Below are 18,860 nucleotides of genomic sequence, written 5' to 3' on the forward strand. Positions count from 1 at the left end.
GTTTTTAAGGGGCTTTTTTTTGAGCTTGAGGTTTGAAAAAATAGGTAACCACTGACTGTGAAAAATTGACATTCAGAAAGAGGTGGAAACTTGACAAAACTTGACTGCTGCATATACTTCTCGCATGCAAAAAAGACTAAATACAGATAAAGCACAGCAGGCCATCGATATGGCAGGGTTAACCCAAACTGCCGTCGCTGATGCTTTAGGCGTAACCAAAGAAGCCGTTTCCCAGTGGCTTTTGCACAAGTCTTTTCCACGCCCCAACAAGCTACTTCAGTTAGGCAAATTGCTGAATCTCTCTTTTGATGATTTAGTCATCAACGAAGATCCGCATGCCCCGAAAGTGGCATTCCGCAAAATGCGCGGTACCAAAACAAAGGATCACCATATCGAAAAAGCGCAAGAGATTGGCCGCTTTTTGCGTCACCTCGTGCCCTATCTGCCGTTTGACACCTTTGAAATGCCGCCGGTACTCAAGTCGCCGAGCTGTGATTATGACTATCTTCGAACGGTAACAGTGAAAGTCAGAGAAGATATTAATCTTGGCCCGATGGAGTGTGTGGATTTCACGCATTTGATTCGCCGCTTCTGCGAACTGCAGGCCGTTGTGGTTCCCGTTATGTGGGGAGCAAAACAGCGTCATGAAAATGCGGTGCACATACACCTTCCTGACTCAGGAAGCACCTGGGTTTACCTGAATCTGGATACCAATATTCATGACTTCAAGTTCTGGATGGCACATGAGTTGGGGCACTGTCTTTCGCCAAGCCTTGAGGGCGATGATGCTGAAGATTTTGCCGATGCGTTCGCCGCGAGCTTGCTTTACCCTCATGAATTAGCGGAGCAGGCCTACGAAGTGTTGGTTGAAAAGCCGTCGATTGCTGCAAAGATCAATACGTTAAAGCAGATGGCAGAGCAGCAGGTAATTTCCCCAAATACTATCCTTCAGCAAGTTAACAAGTACGCAAAGCGGCTTGATAGAGCTGAAATTAAAATGGGTAATTCCTTTTTTGGTGCAGTAACCAAATTTAACCAGCAATTCCTAAATCTCAGCGAAGCCCTGTTTGGTGACAATGAGCTGGACGAACACGGCCACCCAAGCGCCCGTGACTACATCGAAAAAGTAGAAGGCGCATTTGAAACTCCTTTCTTCGATATGCTTCGAAAATATCTAAAAGAGCGCGATAAAGGGCCAGGTTATGTTCAAACTGTGCTGGATATGCCACTCCTCGATGCACGGAGTATCCACGCAGAGTTGACCTGATGCCGCAATCGAAAATCCTCGTTGATACCAACGCCTACCTAAGGTTGGCCAAAACCATACGCCCCTTACTGTTTGTGCCCTTTGGTGACAACGAGTATTGCCTGTACATTCTGCCTGAACTGAATGACGAGCTCGGTACCAGAAAACTGCAAAGTAAGTTCCCATGGGTGGATGACGAGGAATTCGCCGAGAATCGCAAACACTTCCCCCAAATCGGCAAGAAGCAAAAGAAGTCCATCCAGCAAATCTTCGAATACGTATGGGATCATGTACAAACTGAATTATCTGGGCCGTCCCGTGTAGATGCCTGGTATATCGCCTATGCATTGGAATTGGGTGTTCCGCTAGTGACGGACGATCAGGATATGACCGAGCTGGCTAAAGCCTTCGATGCGCAAGTCATGCCAACCTTAGAGCTGCTCAAAATCATGCTGGACTGTGGCCATACAGACATGAAGACCATCAACGGCCTGGTCGAGTACTGGAAGTACTTTTCAGACATGCCTGCCAACTTCAAGGCCGACTACCAGCGCCTGTTTGGCGATCAATAAGCCTGAAAACCGTTCTTACTTGATCTCCTTCCCAGATCCTATATATTGACAGTCTTGTACTTTTCCGACACCTCCGACACAGTTGAGAAATCTCGTCATGAGCGACCCCATATTGACCATCAAAGACGTGGCCGATTACCTCAAGGTGAATGAACGGACCATATACCGTCTGGCCGCAAGTGGTGAACTACCGGGCTTTAAAGTGGGTAACTCCTGGCGATTCAAACAGAGCGAGCTGGAGCAATACATCGCCGCCCAGCACAACCGCGCCGGTGTCTGCGAACTAACTAAATCACCAAGCAGTAAATCAGAAGATAACTAGGAATCCGGCCCCATGGCACAACTGGAAAACATCGAAGCAATTGAAAAACGCCTGTGGAAATCGGCTGATACCCTACGCGCCAACTCCGAGCTAGCCAGTAACGAATACTTTTTGCCGGTGATGGGGCTGATCTTTCTGCGCCATGCCTACAGCCGCTATCTGGCGGTAAAAGACGAGATTGTCGCCACGCTGCCCAGTCGCGGAGGTAAAACCCGCGAGCTTACAAAAGAAGACTTCTCTAAAAAGAGCGCTATCTATCTAGAGCCCGAAGCGCAGTTTGATTACTTGATTGCCCTGACGGATGCCGATAATCGCGCCGAAGCCATCATTCATGCCATGGAGTCTATCGAGGCCGACTACACCAATCTTCGCAATCAGCTGCCGAAGCAGGAATACAACAACATTCCCAACGACGTGTTGGGCATGTTGCTGCGTACGCTAAACCCGGAAGAATTGAAAAAGGCTACGGGCGATATTTTTGGCCGTATTTACGAGTATTTTCTTACCCAATTTGCCGATCAGGGCGCGCACGATGGCGGTGAATTTTTTACGCCTGTGTCATTAGTGCAATTATTGGTGAATGTGATTGAACCCGACCACGGCAAAATATTTGACCCGGCTTGCGGATCTGGAGGCATGTTCGTACAAAGCGCCCACTTTATGGAGCGTCACGCGCAAGATCCGCATGAACTCACCTTTTACGGACACGAGAAAAACCGCGTCACCACACGCCTAGCCAAAATGAACCTCGCAGTACATGGCCTTGAAGGTAATGTGGAAGGTGGTGAAGCCGCCATTACCTACTATAACGACCCTCACGAAGGCCTGTTCGGCACTGTCGACTATGTAATGGCTAACCCACCCTTTAATGTGGATGAAGTCGACGCCGATAAAATTAAAGGCGATAAGCATCGCTTGCCTTTTGGCTTGCCGGGAGTGAATAAAAACAAAAAAGTTAGCAATGCCAACTACCTTTGGATTCAGTACTTTTATAGCTATTTGAACGACACGGGCCGGGCGGGATTTGTTATGTCATCCCAGGCTTCCAGCGCCGGGCGGGACGAAGCTAAGGTGCGTGAGCAATTAGTTAAGTCTAGTCATGTGGATATCATGGTCGATATTCGCGGCAACTTTTTTTACACACGTTCTGTGCCATGCCAGCTGTGGTTTTTAAATAAAAACAAGCCCGCGCATCTAAAAGACAAAGTGTTAATGTTGGATGCCCGCAACGTCTACCGCAAAGTCACCCGCAAGATTTACGATTTCAGCCCCGAGCAGCAGCAGAACCTGACCGCCGTGGTCTGGCTCTACCGTGGCGAAGGCGAGCGTTTTGTTGAATTGATAAAACACTACACCGACAAGTCAATTTTCGAAGCTCGCGATTGCGAAAAGTCTGAAGAATTAGCCTGCGAGCCGATACCCGACTTTATCACTCAGTTGGGAAAACTTAGCCAAGCCTTTCAACCTTTTATGGACAAGCTGGAGCAAGACGGCACCAGTGTTGAGCCCTATGTCGACTTCCTCAATGCCAAGGGCTCGGTCGAAGGCGGTTGGTCCGCGTTTCAAATCCTGACCAACGACCTGCAAAAATGGTGGAACGAATACGAGTATAACGATGCTGCCAGTCTGCTGGACTTTATCGATAAAGATGTCTGCCTGAAAGACTTGGCCGAACAAAGTCGCAATCTGATTAAAGAAATCGATCTCGCCTACAAACTGGCAACCCGCGTAATTGAACTGGCCGAAGCCAATAACGCCAAAGACAGCGAACTGTGGGATAACAGCGTACTAAATAGCCGTGGTCACGGTTCTAAAAAGGGTAACCTGAAAAAAAGCGCCGATCAGGCCCGCAAGCTCGCCGTAGAGCAACTCAAACAAGTACGCTACTTCTACAAGCAAGCCCATTGGTTATTAAGCCGCTTCCCGGAAGGCAAGCTGTGCGATGTAGAAGGCCTGGTCAAACTGGTGGATATTAAAGATATAGAAGCTGCCGACTGGAGCCTGACGCCCGGCCGCTATGTGGGTGTGGCGCCGGAAGAAGTGGATGAGGACTTCGATTTTGAAGAAACCTTGCACGATATTCATATTGAGCTCCAAGGCTTAAATACCGAAGCCACAGAGTTAGCTGAAAAAATTGCCCGGAACTTCGAGGAGTTGGGGGTATGAGTTGGTCTGAAATGTCACTAGATCAGCTAGGGTTTGTATCCAGAGGTCGATCTAGGCACAGGCCAAGAGATGCCGCTCATTTGTATGGTGGTCAGTATCCGTTTGTGCAGACAGGAGATGTGAAGCACGCTGGGCTGTATCTAACAGATTACTCCCAAACTTACAGTGAAGAAGGCCTTGCACAAAGTAAGTTATGGCCGGTTGGTACTCTGTGTATAACGATTGCCGCAAATATTGCGGATACATCCATTCTTGCTATCGATGCTTGTTTTCCTGATAGCGTAATAGGGTTTATTCCTTATCCAGAGAAAGCAGACGCCCGTTTTATAAAATACCTTTTTGATGCTGTATTGAAGTTACAGTATCGGCAATTCACACAGGGAGCGGCGCAGGATAATCTGAGTCAAGCAAAGCTGCTGGCATTGAAATTCTTGGTGCCAGACGACGTAACGGAGCAGACGAGAATTGCCGACTTTATCGCGACCTACGACGACCTCATCGAAAACAACCGCCGCCGCATTCAGTTGCTGGAAGAATCCGCTCGCCTGCTGTATCAGGAATGGTTTGTTCACCTGCGCTTCCCCGGCCATGAGCAAGTTAAGATTATCGATGGTGTGCCGGAGGGGTGGGAGCCGACTCTCGTGCCAGATGTGATTGACGTTAATCCGAGAACCCCTGTCGAAAAAGGTAAAGAGATTTGGTATGTGCCCATGTCATCACTCTCCGAAACAGCGATGACAGCTAACACGGCTGATTTTGAGAGGCGAACCAAACACACCAACGTTAAATTCAAAAAGAATGACGTCTTGTTAGCCCGGATTACTCCATGTTTGGAGAACGGTAAAACAGGCTATGCCTATTTCCTTGCTGAAGATGAAGTGGCTTGTGGGTCTACAGAGTTCATCGTATTAAGAGGAAATCGAGTACCTTCGGAATTTGTCTACTGTTTAGCTCGATCTTATCCGTTTCGAGAGAACGCAATTAAAAGCATGACGGGTTCATCTGGTCGCCAGAGAGTCCAGAATTCTTGCTTTGACAAATATGCTGTTCCCTTGCCCCCAAAGAGCATTTTGGATGAATTCGTACAGGTAGTTCAGAACAACTTCGATCAGGTTCGAAATTTAATGGCACAGAATGCCAAGCTAGCCCAAGCCCGCGACCTGCTGCTACCCAAACTTATGAGCGGCGAGCTGACTGTCTAAATCAAGGAGTGATAATGAACCGTGCCCAAGCCCAACAACTACTACAAACCGCGCTAGCCAATCCCGCCGCCGAATTCCGTGATGGCCAGTGGGAGGCGATTGATGCCTTGGTGAATCATCGGCAGAAGCTATTAGTGGTACAACGTACCGGTTGGGGTAAAAGCTCGGTCTATTTTATCAGCACCAAAATCTTCCGCGACAGAGGTATGGGACCCACCATTATTGTTTCGCCCTTGCTGGCTTTGATGCGCAATCAGATCGAGTCAGCGCAGCGTTTGGGCATTGTTGCTGCAACCATGAACTCCACCAATCAAAACGATTGGCAGGAGGTGACTCAACGGATTTTGAATAATCAAGTCGACTGCTTACTTATTTCCCCTGAGCGATTGGCTAACGACAACTTTATCGAAACAGTCTTACAGCCTATTGCGGATCGTATCGCCCTGATGGTGATTGACGAAGCACACTGTATTTCTGACTGGGGTCATGACTTTCGACCCGACTATCGCCGTATCGTGAATATTCTTCGTCAGTTGCCCGCCAATACACCAGTACTGGGTACTACGGCAACGGCGAATAACCGTGTCGTTGCGGATATTCAAACTCAGCTTGGAAATATTCAAATTCACCGTGGCCCTTTGACCCGGGAAAGCCTCGCATTACAAACCATGGTGCTGCCAGATCAGGCGTCCCGTTTGGCCTGGTTAGCCCAGGTGATCCCGTCGTTGCGGGGCACGGGGATTGTTTACACCTTAACAGTGCGTGACGCGGAGCAAGTCGCTGAATGGTTGGTTGCGAATGGCATAGACGCTAAGGCATATCACGGCAGTGTTGAAGCCGATGGTTTTGAAAACAGCAACGCCTTCCGCCAGCATCTGGAAGAGTTGCTACTCAACAACCAGTTAAAGGTATTGGTGGCCACCACAGCGTTGGGGATGGGTTACGACAAACCGGATTTAAGCTTTGTAATCCACTATCAAGCACCGGGTTCTATCGTTGCCTATTACCAACAAGTGGGCCGTGCCGGGCGTGGTATTGATCACGCAGTTGGCGTATTGATGTCGGGTGTAGAAGATCAGGATATTCATCAGTTTTTCCGCGACTCGGCCTTTCCTTCAGAGGATCACGTGAATGAAATTTTGCAGGTTTTGGAAAACAGCGATGGATTGTCACTGCGCAGCATTGAAGAGCAAACAAACTTACGTCACGGTCAGATTGAAAAAGTGCTGAAGCTTCTGAGTGTGGAAAACCCGGCTCCTGTCATCAAAGACGGCAGCCGCTGGGTTAGAACGCCCGTGCGGTATCAAATGGATCATGCCCGAATTGCACACTTAACCGGGCAGCGTGTGCAGGAATGGCAGGAGGTTCAGGCGTATCTGAATGATGCTGGCTGCAAAATGACCTTCTTGCGAAGGGCGCTGGACGATCACGATCCTACGCCATGCGGTAAATGTTCGTCTTGCTTGGGCCGGCCTGTTATCAATGCACCAGTTGATCCCGCTTTGGCGCATCACGCAGGCACCTTCCTCAAACATGCGGAAATGGTGATCACTCCAAAAGCACAGGTAGCGGCCAATGCCTTTCTGGAATACGGCTTTCGCGGCAATCTACCCCAACCACTTCGAGCACAGGAGGGCCGTGTTTTATCCCGCTGGGGTGATGCCGGTTGGGGACGGACGGTTGCCGATAAAAAACATGCAGGGCGTTTCAGTGATGAATTGGTTGAGGCTATGGCGGAAATGATTCAACAGCGTTGGCAGCCCGACCCTGCTCCTCAGTGGGTGTGCTGCGTGCCGTCGCGAAATCATCCAGAATTGGTGCCGGATTTTGCACGCCGTCTGGCTGCGCGATTGGGTCTGCCGTTTGTGGATGCGGTTAGCAAAGTCAGAGACAATCAGCCGCAAAAAGGCCAACAGAATCGCTTCCACCAGTGCCGCAACTTGGATGGTGCGTTTGCGATTGATCAGCCGTTACCTGACACACCGGTTCTGTTGGTGGATGACATAGTGGACTCCGGTTGGACGCTAACGGTGATCGCAGCACTCTTACAGCAAGCAGGCTGCGGTGTGGTTTACCCCGTCGCGCTGGCTTCATCTTCGGTGAAAGACTAATGAATGTATCCCGCTTTTCATCAGCTGATGGCTCTTTACCAGCTGACGGCTCTTTGTCACCCACGGCGCAAGCGACCTTGCTGTTGACCAGTTACTTCTCAAAAGCCAGCAGCGAAAGCGCAAAACCGCTGACCAATGCCGAATGGGGGCGGTTTGCCTTGTGGTTAAAGGAGAAATCCACCACACCTGCCGATCTGTTGGTGACCGACCCGAAAGCTTTGCTGCAGGGCTGGCACGATGCGCGTATCGGTGCGGAGCGAATCATTGAATTGCTGAACCGTGGCCACAGCCTCGCACTGGCCATGGAAAAATGGCAACGGGCTGGCCTCTGGGTGGTGACCCGTTCTGATCCAGAATATCCAAAACGCTTAAAGCAACGTTTGAAAACAAATTCCCCGCCAGTACTGTTTGGTTGTGGTAACAAAGCTTTGTTGAATGCCGGAGGTTTGGCGGTTATTGGCTCGCGCAATGCTAGTGAGGCTGATTTGGCTTTTACCGACAAAGTGGGTGTGAAAGCAGCAAAAGAGGGTATTGCTATTGTCTCAGGTGGTGCTCGTGGTGTCGATGAAACGGCAATGCTGGGTGCTATGAAACAAGGTGGTGTGTTGATCGGCGTGATGGCCGATAGCCTGTTAAAAGCAGCGACCAGCAGTAAGTGGCGTAAAGGCTTGATGGATGATCATGCCGTGTTGGTATCGCCTTTTTATCCAGAGGCAGGATTCAGTGCTGGAAATGCCATGGCCCGCAACAAATACATCTATTGCTTGGCAGACAGCTCTCTGGTGATTCACTCGGGCAAAAAAGGCGGCACGCTAAACGGTGCAGAAGAAAATCTGAAAAAGGCATGGGTACCGCTGTGGGTTAAGCAGACAACGGACAAAGATGCGGCCAATGCCGATTTGGTCGCCAAAGGTGGCCGTTGGCTGGAGGCTGATACTGAAGCCTTCAAGATTTCGGAATTAATTTGCAATGAAGGTGGGCGCGCGAGTCAGGTGAAGGAACAAATGGGCGATCTCTTTTCCATGCCTGCACAGCCTGAGTTGTTTACTGAGACTGAGCCTGGCCCTGAGATTGAACCTGAGCATAAAAAGGAAGCTGTTGAGTCAGAGACCGAAAGTATCGTTAACGAAAATCAGGCAAACATTGTTGTAAACTCAGGGAAAACTGCCGAAAGCGACGCTGCCCCATCAGGTCCTATCGATTTTTATCAGCTGTTTACCTCCGAGCTGCAGCGCTTGGCAGAGAAGCCAGTTACTGTCGAAGAATTAATTGAAAGCACTCAGCTTAATAAATCTCAGTTAACTGAATGGCTGAAACGAGCTGTTGATGATGAGCAAGTAAAGAAGATCAATCGCCCTGTACGCTATCAAGTTAAGAACAAGAAATAGAGGGAGTTACTCATGGCCATGACAGAAGAAACCCTGGTTCAGGAAGTCACCGCAGACTACTTGCTGAATCAGTTGCAGTGGGATGAATCTGTTCTTGGCATGTATGAAAAGCTGGGTAAGGAAGGTGATTTAGGTCGGCTGTCAGAGCAAGAGGTGGTGTTAACCCGCCATTTGGGTGAGAAGCTGGTTGAGCTAAATCCTGGCTTGCCGGATGTCGCCTACCAGGAGGCATTGCGCGTGGTTTGTGAGATGCCAGCATCCACCAATATTGCTGCCGTGAATAAGGAGAAATATTCTCTTCATAAAAATGGCGTGGAAGTGAGCTTCCACAACGACAAAGGTGAGCGGGTAAAGAAGCGTCTTCGCCTGTTTGATTTTGATAATTACGAAAATAATCACTTTTTACTGGTCAGAGAGCTTTGGATTAAAGGTGATATTTATCGGCGCCGGGCAGACCTTGTCGGCTTTGTGAATGGCATTCCGCTGCTGTTTATGGAGGTGAAAAACGTTCACAAGGATATTCGTGCGGCCTATGAGCAAAATCTTGCCGATTACAAAGACACCGTCCCGCACCTGTTTTATCACAACGCCTTTATTATTTTGGGCAATGGCATTGACGCCAAGATTGGCTCCGTTTCCAGTAAATTTGAGCATTTCAATGATTGGAAGCGATTGAAAGAGAATGAGCCAGGTGTGGTTGATATGGAGACCTTGCTGAAGGGAACCTGTTCCAAAACTAACCTTATGGACATCTTTGAAAACTTCACCCTGTTTGACCAGAGCTCTGGCCGCTTGGCGAAAATCGTTGCCCGCAATCACCAATACCTTGGTGTTATCCGTGCAATTGATGCCGTTGTGAATCGAGGTGAGCGTTTGGGTAAGTTGGGGGTTTTCTGGCACACCCAGGGTTCTGGCAAGTCTTATTCGATTGTATTTTTCGCCCAGATGGTGCATCGAAAGCTGGGTGGCAACTATACCTTCATGGTTTTGACTGACCGGGAAGACCTGGATTCACAGATTTATAAAACCTTTGCAGGCTGTGGCTTAGTCGATAACGATAAAGACCCGTGCCGAGCGGGTAGCGGTAAAGACCTCAAAGCACTGATCGGCCAGCAAAAAGCCTTTGTGTTCACCCTCATTCAAAAATTTAATGAAAAGGTAGACCCTGAAAAACCTTATTCCGAGCGCGACGACATTATCGTCATCACCGACGAAGCTCACCGCACGCAATATGGCACTTTGTCGTTAAACATGCGCAACGCCTTGCCCAATGCCAGTTTTATCGGCTTCACCGGAACGCCATTATTTAAAGATGATGAGATAACCAAGAAGGTTTTTGGTGATTACATCTCTACCTATGACTTTCAGCGGGCTGTCGAGGATAAGGCGACAGTGCCGTTGTACTACGATGCCCGTGGTGAAGAGTTGGTATTTACCGATGAAGATGGCAACGAGCACACGGTTGCCGACCCCAAAGGCATCAATGAGCGCATAGCGGAAAAGCTGGATGAGTTGGAAATTGAGGATGTAGACGTTCAACAAAGGTTGGAGCGAGAGCTGAAGCGTGATTATCACATTATCACTGCAACCAGCCGACTGGATCAGATAGCACGTGACTTTGTGACTCATTATGCCAACGCTTGGGAAACCGGCAAGGCGATGTTTGTGTGCCTCGACAAGATCACTTGTGTACGGATGCACAAATTGATCAATTTTTACTGGCAACAGGAAATTAAAACCAAAGAAAAAGCACTTTTGTCGGCTACGGATGAGCAGGATCTAGCTTGGCGAGAGCGGCAATTGGCGTGGATGAAAGAAACGCTGATGGCGGTTGTGGTCAGTGAAGAACAAGGTGAAGTCGCCAAGTTCGAAAAATGGGGGCTGGATATCAAGCCTCACCGCCAGTTGCTTAAAGCAGGATTTGAACTGGCTGATGGCTCTCGACTTGACATGGAAGAAGCCTTTAAATCCAGTGAGCACCCATTCAGAGTGGCTGTCGTGTGTGCCATGTGGTTAACCGGGTTTGATGTGCCAACACTTTCCACCCTTTATTTGGACAAGCCGTTGAAGGCGCATACCTTGATGCAAGCCATTGCCAGGGCAAATCGCGTAGCGGAAGGAAAGAACAACGGGCTGATAGTGGATTACTGCGGGATACTGAAAAACCTGCGTAAAGCCTTGGCGACCTTCGCCGGTGCTGGCGACGAGGGTCATGGCGGAGGTGAGGGCGAAAATGAACCCGCCAAGCCCAATGAAGAGTTGTTGGAAAGCCTGAACGAGTCGATCAGTTTTGTTGCCGAGTTTTTACGAAAGCATGATTTTGAACTAAGCCGGATTATTACAGAAACAGGTTTTGCTAAAAATGCAGCGATTGCTCAAGCCAAGGAAATCATCAATCAAAATGACGAAACACGGAAACGTTTCGAGGTAATGGCCAGAGAGGTGTTCAACAAGTTTAAAGCCTGCATTAACGTGCCTGGCGTTAATGGCTATCGTGATATGCGCGATGCAATCAACGTACTCTATAAGAGTTTGCAGGCAGATAAAGAGAAAGCCGACATCTCCGATATTATGAAAGAGCTGTACGAAATTGTCGACGCTAGTATCGATACCACACATAAAGTCAAAGAGCCGAAACCGGATGGTGATCGAATTTACGATATCAGCAAGATCGATTTTGAACGACTCCGCCAAGAGTTTTCTAGATCAGAGCGAAAGAATACTACAGTGCAATCGCTCAAGAATGCGGTTGAGAAGAAGCTAGCCCGGCTCATGATGGAGAACCCGTTACGTACTGATTATCAAGAGCACTACGAAAAATTGGTTAAGGAATATAACCAGGAAAAGGATCGCGTTGTTATTGAAAAAACTTTTGAGGCACTGTTAAAACTGAATGAAGAGCTTTCTCATGAAGAGAAGCGCGCAATTAGGGAAGGCTTGGACGAGGAGTCTTTGGTATTGTTTGATCTCCTTAGTAAGCCGAATTTGCAGCCAAAAGAGATTGCCAAGATCAAACAAGTCGCCACTACGTTGTTGGCGACGCTAAAGGCAGAGCGGCTGAAAGTTGCGAACTGGCAGCAAAAAGAATCGACGCGTGACGCGGTTAAGCAGCAGATATTCGATTTTCTCTACGATGAAAGAACAGGGTTGCCCGTTGAGCAATATGAAGAGGATGAGATTTCAGATATCACTGAAAGAGTTTTTCTTCATATTTATAGAGCTTATCCGAAGCTTCCATCGCCTATTTATGGTTAGTATGTTTAATGCACCGAATGAAGTTGAACTAACCTTAGTGTGATTTTGATATTATAGGTTCTTCGTTGTTGGGCTCTAAAAGCCTCGATGGTGTTTTCACCGTAGAAGCATTTTTATTCTTAAGCATTATTTTTATCTGACTACCATGACCGAATTCAAAACCATCAAACTCGAGATTTCTGACCGGATTGCTACCATCACCTTTAATCGTCCAGAGGCCGCCAATGGCTTGAATTTGGCGATGGCCAGCGAGTTTGCCGACGCGGCGATGTTGTGTGACGCGAACAGCGATGTGAAAGCTATTATTCTGACCGGCAGTGGTCGCTTTTTCTGTGCCGGTGGCGACATTAATGCCATGCAGGCAAGCCCACTCGGGGCCGGGCCTGGTGTAAAGCAAATCGCGGATCAATTGCATCGTGGCATCAGCACCTTAGCGCGCAGTGCTAAGCCCGTAATCGTGGCCGTGAATGGCACCGCGGCCGGTGCAGGATTCAGCACGGCGGTGATGGGCGACTTGGTGGTCGCTGCTGAGTCGGCGAAGTTCACCATGGCGTACAGCAATGTTGGTTTAAGTCCAGATGGGAGTGCCAGTTATTTTCTGCCGCGTTTGATTGGTTTGCGCAAAACCCAGGAGTTGATGTTTACTAATCGTATGTTGACCGCCGAGGAAGCACAGCAATGGGGATTGATTAATCGTGTGGTACCGGATGCCGAGTTGATGACTGTCGCGAGGGAGTGGGCTGCCTTGTTTGTTGCAGGTTCACAGAGGTCAAATGGCGCGATTAAGACTTTGTTGTTGGCGTCGGATGCGAACGGTTTGGAAACGCAAATGGAACTCGAAAGCCAAATGATTGCGCGCAATGCCAGTTCGCCAGACGGTAAGGAAGGCGTGGCGGCATTTATTGCAAAGCGTAAGCCTGAATTTAGTTAGCTTAAGCAAACAGGCCGTGCAGATACCATTGGCGATTACTTCGGTCATAAAAAATCCACACTAAGCGGCCATTGCGTTGCCGGGCAATAAAGTAGTCGCGGCTTTGCAGCTTGGCCCACCAGTGACTGCTGATTCGTTGCGGGCCATGAATAATGTTCAAGCTGCCATCTAATAGCGGTTGTTGCGCTTGTTGGCTTAGTCGTTGTGGTTGTTCTAACAGCCACAGCGGTTCGTCTTGCAGTACTTGGTTGGCGGTGTATTGCGCCCGTGTCTCACGCATACTGGTAGTCTGCAGGGCGCTACGTCGGCCGTTGGCCAGCTCGGGCAGGTGCTCAGATTCCGGTACAACGCGAAACAGTGCGGTTGGCCCGAGACGGTTGCTGAGCTTATCAAGCAGTTGATTGAGCTGCTCGGTATCCGGTGATGGGTCAAACAGGTCGTCATTAAATAAGGTGACGGGCACCAATTGTGTACTGCTGAGTTCAATGCTCGAAAAAGATCCGTCAAGCTGTATGCTGGCCAATTTAAGTTGGGTTAGTTGTTCAAATGTTGCGATGGCCTTGTCTGTTGATGTCAGCAGGTCGCGACTGCTGATGCCAATAGTCACGGTTTTAAGTAACCGATTGTTCTGGTGGTAGAAGCGCCAGGTAAAACTGCGGCATACGAGCTGACGTAAGAGTAAAAATTGTGCCAGATCCGTTAACAAACGGGTTAACTGTTGTTCAATCCACTGTAAGTTATGGATTGGCTCGGCAAAGTCCACGCTGGCGTGAAATGTCTCCGGCGGCGTGACGGCGGTTTGCGGGTCCGGCACCAGCCCCCAAAACTGGTCTAAATAATTCAGTAAGGCTTTGCCAAACCGAGCACCGAGTTCCGGGCCGGGGATGGTCTGTAAGTCCCCCAAGCTGTCGAAGCCGCAGTTGTGCAGTTTTGTAATGGTCTTATGGTCGATATCGAGATGCTCAATACTGGCACTAACAAGCTCACTGGCAGTGTGACGGCGTAAGCGCGGGTCGGGCGTAAAACTGGCGACGTAGGCTGATTTTGGTGTGTCAGAAACGCCGTAGGATGCGGTAATCTTAAAGCTGAATAAGTCGTTATTAATTAAGTTATGAATGTGTTCTAAGCTTTTGAATAAGCTTATACTTTTTCCGATTTCAAGCAGTAGTGTGTGGTCATTGTAAATGCTGACCATGGACGTGAATCGATACGCCCAGTGACTGAGGCGCGTTAGTTTTTCGTCCTCTTTTTCAGGGGCGCGCTCCAGTATCTCTAAGTCAGCGTTCAGCATCAGGGCATGATTGACGCTCATTCCAGCCTGAATACCCGCGCGTTGAGCTGCGTGATTACACTGCCAAATTTGATGTTGCCAACTGATCGCTGCAGCCTGCTCTGCATTCACCGCCACGCCCAAACTGTTGAGCGACAGATGGGTCAAGCGAATACAAAACCAGGTGTTTCCTGAGTGCGATGAACTGTTGGGCATGATAACTCACTGCACGTTTGGTAAGGCAGATAAGGAGGCCAGTACCGTTACGGAGGCTTGCTGCCATGACTGATGATGAGTCTCCAATTGGGCGGGTAGTCGTGGTGCCTGAATCCCGTTCTTCTGTGGCAACAGGTGTGCTGGCAGACGTTGCCAGTTCTCGTAATGTGGTGGCAGCAATAATGTGCATTGTTGCCCGCCCCAGCCATTGGGTTGTTTCAGGATGTGTAATTTGAGCCTGCTGAAAGAATCTGACTGCAGGCGCACACGCAGACCGGCGGCTGAGGATTGTTTAAGACAATCGCTGTGTCGGAATAAAACATGCCAAGTATTGGTGCTTTCGGCCGCTAGCTGCAAGCGCCGTAATTCTCGCGTGTTTAAATTATAATTCCCAGTCCAGCAGAAAACGGCGGCACAGCAATCCGCAAGGAGACTCTGCTCCGCAGACCATAGAATGTCCTGAATATTGTTGAGCTGTAAAATGGTTAATTGGCTGACGTTGACCTTTGCTTTTTCAAATGCGGGCGCAAAAGGTAGGAAGGGTGGGGCAATCCACATAATGGTTTGTTGAGGATGGCGCTGTTGTAAGGCGCGCAGGGCGGGCATGAGTAATCGTAATTCCCCCAGTCCGGCTTGCGACAAGCCCAGCTCGGTGATGCTGTTGGTTGGCCAGCCTTGCCCATGTAATTGCTGGTTGAGTGCGGTAAACCCAGTGTCCAGAGTGCGTGACTGCCTAGTTTGGGGTTTTTGCGTGCCACGCCACAGTTTGCCGCTGCGCTGAATGGCATTAAGGCTGGGTTTTGAATCAGTTGATTTGCTGTCATGGTTCGGCATACCCAAAGTATAGTATGAATAATGTACAAAATTCAAATGGCGCAGAAGTTTATTGTACTGCGGCAAGCAAGTCCGCAGAATGGATATTTTAAATTGTTTATAATCAGTAGCTTAAGTTAATTTTTTGAACTGAAATACAGGGTAGAAACTGGCTAAGCCTGAAACGCTTAGCCAGATCGAAAGAGCGTGAGTCGAACAGAGAAATTATTCGGTGTCAGTAGCAAAGTCCTTAACGCCGCGCAGGAGTTGGCGGCAAGTGACTTGACCAATCAACATGCCGTCATCTTGTATCACCGGTCGGCGACGATGTTTGTGCAGCATCATGTCGGTGGCAACATCCACGATATTATCACTTAACTTGACTGAAATGACTTCACGCGTCATGTATTCCGAGACCTTGCCAACCGGGCTTTTATTGTACGTGGCGCCAAGAATCGCGCGCAGGCAATCGAGTTCGGAGAGAATGCCAACCAAGTAGCCGCCATCATTGACCACACATGCGCCGGACACGCGGTATACCAGCAGTTGATGAATGGCCTCAAAAATATCGTCTTCCGGTTTGACCTTTACCGGGTCGGTAGACATGTAATCTTTCATTTCTACAGAACGTAACATTGCTCTCTCCTAACACAAATTTCAATCACGCACGGAATGCGGTGCGCCACACGCTGACGTTAAGTAGTCTCAAGTTCGCGGCCATCTAAATTGGCTTGGGGCTGCGATGAACCTACAGTACAAACATACCATAATTTAGAAAAAGCGCTATTGGGACGCACTAATGGCCATATGAGCGTGCCAGCGTCGGAAGAGGGGAATGAAGCGCAAAGCGCCCGCGTTCGTCCCTGAACACGGTATAAACAAGGCGCTGAGTGTGTCTATTTTCCGAGCTTGGCTAGCCGTTCCCAGGTTTCAACCACAGAGTCCGGGTTCAGCGACACAGAGTCGATACCTTGTTGGAATAGCCACTCAGCTAGGTCTGGGTGATCGCTTGGGCCTTGGCCACAGATGCCGATGTATTTGTTCGCTTTGTTACACGCGTCAATGGCCATCGACAGCATTTTCTTAACCGCCGGATTCCGTTCGTCAAACAAATGCGACACAATGCCTGAGTCACGGTCTAGGCCCAAAGTAAGCTGCGTCATATCGTTTGAGCCAATTGAGAAGCCATCAAAATACTCAAGGAACTCATCCGCCAGTACTGCATTGGCTGGTAGCTCGCACATCATGATGATTTTAAGACCATTTTCGCCACGTTTGAGACCATTTTTAGCCAGTAATTCAATGACTTGAGCAGCTTCGTCAGTGGTGCGAACAAATGGGATCATGATCTCAATATTAGTCAGACCCATTTCATCTCGTACGTATTTCACGGCCTGACATTCCAGCTCAAAGCAATCCTGCATGCTCGGTGCAATGTAACGTGATGCGCCACGAAAGCCCAGCATCGGGTTTTCTTCGTTTGGCTCATAGTCGTGACCACCAACCATGTGCGCGTATTCATTTGATTTGAAGTCCGACAGGCGCACGATGACGCGTTTTGGGCTGAATGCGCAGCCGAGGGTTGCGATGCCTTCCGCCAGCTTCTTCACGAAAAAGTCGGTTGGTGAATCGTAGCCAGCCATGTATTCATCGATAATGGCTTTAACATCCGCAGACTGACGATCATACTCAATCAGTGCTTTTGGATGCACACCGATCATACGGTTAATAATGAATTCAAGGCGCGCGAGACCAATGCCTTCGTGTGGCAGTTGTGCAAACGTGAAGGCGCGATCTGGGTTGCCGACGTTCTGCATGATTTTGAACGGAATCTCCGGCATTTTATCCAGCTCGGTGACTTGCTCTTCAAACTCAAGTTCGCCAGCATAGATATAGCCGGTGTCGCCTTCAGCGCAAGACACAGTCACTTCAGCGCCATCATCCAACTTTTCAGTGGCATCGCCACAGCCGACCACTGCTGCAACGCCAAGTTCACGTGCAATAATGGCAGCATGGCAGGTACGACCACCGCGATTGGTGACGATCGCTGCGGCACGTTTCATGACGGGTTCCCAGTCTGGGTCGGTCATGTCGGTGACTAGGATGTCACCTTCCTGAACGATGTCCATCTGATCAATATTCAGTACTTTACGTACTTTGCCAGAAGCAATGCGCTGACCAATGGCGCGGCCCTCGGCTAAGATGGCGCTGTGGTCTTTGAGAATGTAATTCACCTTTTTAGTCGCATCCGATTGACTGGCCACGGTTTCAGGACGAGCCTGAACGATGTACAGCTGTTGATCATCGCCATCTTTAGCCCATTCGATATCCATCGGACGACCGTAATGCTGTTCGATGATCAGCGCTTGCCGCGCCAGCGATTCGACGTCGGCGTCGGAGATGGAAAACCGCTGGCGGTCCGTTGAGTCGACGTCCACAGTATTAACCGAACGCCCAGCGGTGGTGTCATTCGAGTACACCATTTTGATCAGTTTGCTGCCCAGGTTACGGCGTACTACCGCAGGACGCTCGGCACGCAACGTTGGCTTATGCACGTAGAATTCGTCAGGGTTCACCGAACCTTGAACGACCGTTTCGCCCAAGCCATACGATGAGGTGACAAACACCACGTCATCAAAGCCCGATTCGGTGTCCAATGTAAACATGACGCCCGCCGCACCGGTTTCGCTTCGAACCATACGCTGGATACCCGCGGACAGCGCGACATTTTCGTGCGCATAGCCCTGATGCACGCGATACGAGATAGCACGATCATTAAACAGCGAGGCGAAGACTTCGTGTACCGCATATTTAACTGCGGCCAAGCCTTCAATATTTAGGAAAGTTTCCTGTTGACCCGCAAAAGATGCGTCCGGTAAGTCTTCGGCTGTGGCTGACGAGCGTACCGCCACTTTCAAGTTCTCGTTGCCCGCTTGCATTTCGATAAACGCCGCTTCCAGCGCTTTATCAAATGCGGCAGGGAAGGGGGTTTCGATAATCCAACGGCGAATATCGCTACCTGCTTTAGTTAGATCTTCGATATTGTCGACATCCAGTGCATCCAAACGCGCATTGATTTTTTTATCCAGGCCATCCGTGGCGAGAAACTCGCGATACGCGTGTGCAGTGGTTGCAAAACCGTTTGGAACGGAGACACCAAGTGACGTTAAATTCGCGATCATCTCGCCTAATGAGGCATTCTTGCCCCCGACGCGTTCTACATCGTTTATAGTAAGATGATCGAACGCGATGATGTACTCATTAGAGCTGTTCGTGTTCAATGGAAAATCCCCATCTGGATTGAAAAATTCGTGGAACCAGAGTTTACCACGCGTGATAGCGAGAACAAATCGTGAACTGAATACTGA

At 49.3% G+C, this 18,860-nt stretch carries 13 protein-coding genes; 9 read left to right on the top strand and 4 right to left on the bottom strand.

Translation table 11 applies throughout. The features are described from left to right. The first annotated feature begins 124 nt into the window (after positions 1–124). The 9 genes from IE055_RS04755 to IE055_RS04795 all read left to right on the top strand — a co-directional run bounded on the left by IE055_RS04755 (position 125) and on the right by IE055_RS04795 (position 13,193). A complete protein-coding gene (locus tag IE055_RS04755) occupies positions 125–1,267 on the top strand; it encodes a helix-turn-helix domain-containing protein (protein WP_189398827.1) in 1,143 nt (380 codons plus the stop codon). Beyond that, positions 1,267–1,818 (top strand): PIN domain-containing protein, encoded by a 552-nt coding sequence (locus tag IE055_RS04760; protein ID WP_189398828.1) that lies wholly within the window; start codon positions 1,267–1,269, stop codon positions 1,816–1,818. Before IE055_RS04755 ends, IE055_RS04760 begins: the two co-directional genes overlap by 1 nt. A 97-nt stretch (positions 1,819–1,915) precedes the next feature. Then, positions 1,916–2,140, top strand: a complete 225-nt coding sequence (locus IE055_RS04765) for a helix-turn-helix domain-containing protein (RefSeq protein WP_189398829.1) — start codon at positions 1,916–1,918, stop codon at positions 2,138–2,140. Positions 2,141–2,152: 12 nt separating this feature from the next. After that, positions 2,153–4,306 carry a class I SAM-dependent DNA methyltransferase gene (locus tag IE055_RS04770; protein WP_189398830.1) on the top strand — a complete coding sequence of 718 codons (2,154 nt, stop codon included), beginning with the start codon at positions 2,153–2,155 and terminating at the stop codon, positions 4,304–4,306. Then, entirely contained in the window at positions 4,303–5,508 is a 1,206-nt protein-coding gene (locus IE055_RS04775; RefSeq protein ID WP_189398831.1) for a restriction endonuclease subunit S, read from the top strand. Before IE055_RS04770 ends, IE055_RS04775 begins: the two co-directional genes overlap by 4 nt. A 14-nt stretch (positions 5,509–5,522) precedes the next feature. Further along, positions 5,523–7,619, top strand: coding sequence for a RecQ family ATP-dependent DNA helicase (locus tag IE055_RS04780; RefSeq protein ID WP_189398832.1), 2,097 nt, complete (start codon positions 5,523–5,525; stop codon positions 7,617–7,619). Further along, positions 7,619–9,007, top strand: a complete 1,389-nt coding sequence (locus IE055_RS04785) for a DNA-processing protein DprA (RefSeq protein WP_189398833.1) — start codon at positions 7,619–7,621, stop codon at positions 9,005–9,007. Before IE055_RS04780 ends, IE055_RS04785 begins: the two co-directional genes overlap by 1 nt. A gap of 12 nt (positions 9,008–9,019) precedes the next feature. Further along, a complete protein-coding gene (locus tag IE055_RS04790; RefSeq protein WP_189398834.1) occupies positions 9,020–12,262 on the top strand; it encodes a type I restriction endonuclease subunit R in 3,243 nt (1,080 codons plus the stop codon). Between the two features lie 145 nt (positions 12,263–12,407). After that, positions 12,408–13,193 carry an enoyl-CoA hydratase/isomerase family protein gene (locus tag IE055_RS04795; protein WP_189398835.1) on the top strand — a complete coding sequence of 262 codons (786 nt, stop codon included), beginning with the start codon at positions 12,408–12,410 and terminating at the stop codon, positions 13,191–13,193. 1 nt (position 13,194) lies between these two features. Here IE055_RS04795 and IE055_RS04800 read toward each other — a convergent pair whose 3' ends face one another. The 4 genes from IE055_RS04800 to ppsA form a co-directional block, all read right to left on the bottom strand. After that, positions 13,195–14,679, bottom strand: a complete 1,485-nt coding sequence (locus IE055_RS04800; RefSeq protein ID WP_189398836.1) for a Y-family DNA polymerase — start codon at positions 14,677–14,679, stop codon at positions 13,195–13,197. Between the two features lie 6 nt (positions 14,680–14,685). Continuing rightward, positions 14,686–15,513 (bottom strand): translesion DNA synthesis-associated protein ImuA, encoded by an 828-nt coding sequence (gene imuA, locus IE055_RS04805; protein ID WP_189398837.1) that lies wholly within the window; start codon positions 15,511–15,513, stop codon positions 14,686–14,688. Between the two features lie 204 nt (positions 15,514–15,717). Next, entirely contained in the window at positions 15,718–16,128 is a 411-nt protein-coding gene (locus tag IE055_RS04810) for a CBS domain-containing protein (RefSeq protein ID WP_189398838.1), read from the bottom strand. A 260-nt stretch (positions 16,129–16,388) separates the two neighbouring features. Then, positions 16,389–18,773, bottom strand: a complete 2,385-nt coding sequence (ppsA, locus tag IE055_RS04815) for a phosphoenolpyruvate synthase (RefSeq protein ID WP_189398839.1) — start codon at positions 18,771–18,773, stop codon at positions 16,389–16,391. Between the last annotated feature and the right edge of the window lie 87 nt (positions 18,774–18,860).

The organism is Arenicella chitinivorans, from assembly GCF_014651515.1.
In the GTDB taxonomy this organism is placed as follows: Bacteria; Pseudomonadota; Gammaproteobacteria; order Arenicellales; family Arenicellaceae; genus Arenicella; species Arenicella chitinivorans.

What these genes read in the sequence shown, in the direction of transcription:
- IE055_RS04755 (WP_189398827.1), top strand. Translation starts at nt 125, where the DNA reads ATGCAAAAAAGACTAAATACAGATAAAGCACAGCAGGCCATCGATATG.
- IE055_RS04760 (WP_189398828.1), top strand. Translation starts at nt 1,267, where the DNA reads ATGCCGCAATCGAAAATCCTCGTTGATACCAACGCCTACCTAAGGTTG.
- IE055_RS04765 (WP_189398829.1), top strand. Translation starts at nt 1,916, where the DNA reads ATGAGCGACCCCATATTGACCATCAAAGACGTGGCCGATTACCTCAAG.
- IE055_RS04770 (WP_189398830.1), top strand. Translation starts at nt 2,153, where the DNA reads ATGGCACAACTGGAAAACATCGAAGCAATTGAAAAACGCCTGTGGAAA.
- IE055_RS04775 (WP_189398831.1), top strand. Translation starts at nt 4,303, where the DNA reads ATGAGTTGGTCTGAAATGTCACTAGATCAGCTAGGGTTTGTATCCAGA.
- IE055_RS04780 (WP_189398832.1), top strand. Translation starts at nt 5,523, where the DNA reads ATGAACCGTGCCCAAGCCCAACAACTACTACAAACCGCGCTAGCCAAT.
- IE055_RS04785 (WP_189398833.1), top strand. Translation starts at nt 7,619, where the DNA reads ATGAATGTATCCCGCTTTTCATCAGCTGATGGCTCTTTACCAGCTGAC.
- IE055_RS04790 (WP_189398834.1), top strand. Translation starts at nt 9,020, where the DNA reads ATGGCCATGACAGAAGAAACCCTGGTTCAGGAAGTCACCGCAGACTAC.
- IE055_RS04795 (WP_189398835.1), top strand. Translation starts at nt 12,408, where the DNA reads ATGACCGAATTCAAAACCATCAAACTCGAGATTTCTGACCGGATTGCT.
- IE055_RS04800 (WP_189398836.1), bottom strand. Translation starts at nt 14,679, where the DNA reads ATGCCCAACAGTTCATCGCACTCAGGAAACACCTGGTTTTGTATTCGC.
- imuA (WP_189398837.1), bottom strand. Translation starts at nt 15,513, where the DNA reads ATGCCGAACCATGACAGCAAATCAACTGATTCAAAACCCAGCCTTAAT.
- IE055_RS04810 (WP_189398838.1), bottom strand. Translation starts at nt 16,128, where the DNA reads ATGTTACGTTCTGTAGAAATGAAAGATTACATGTCTACCGACCCGGTA.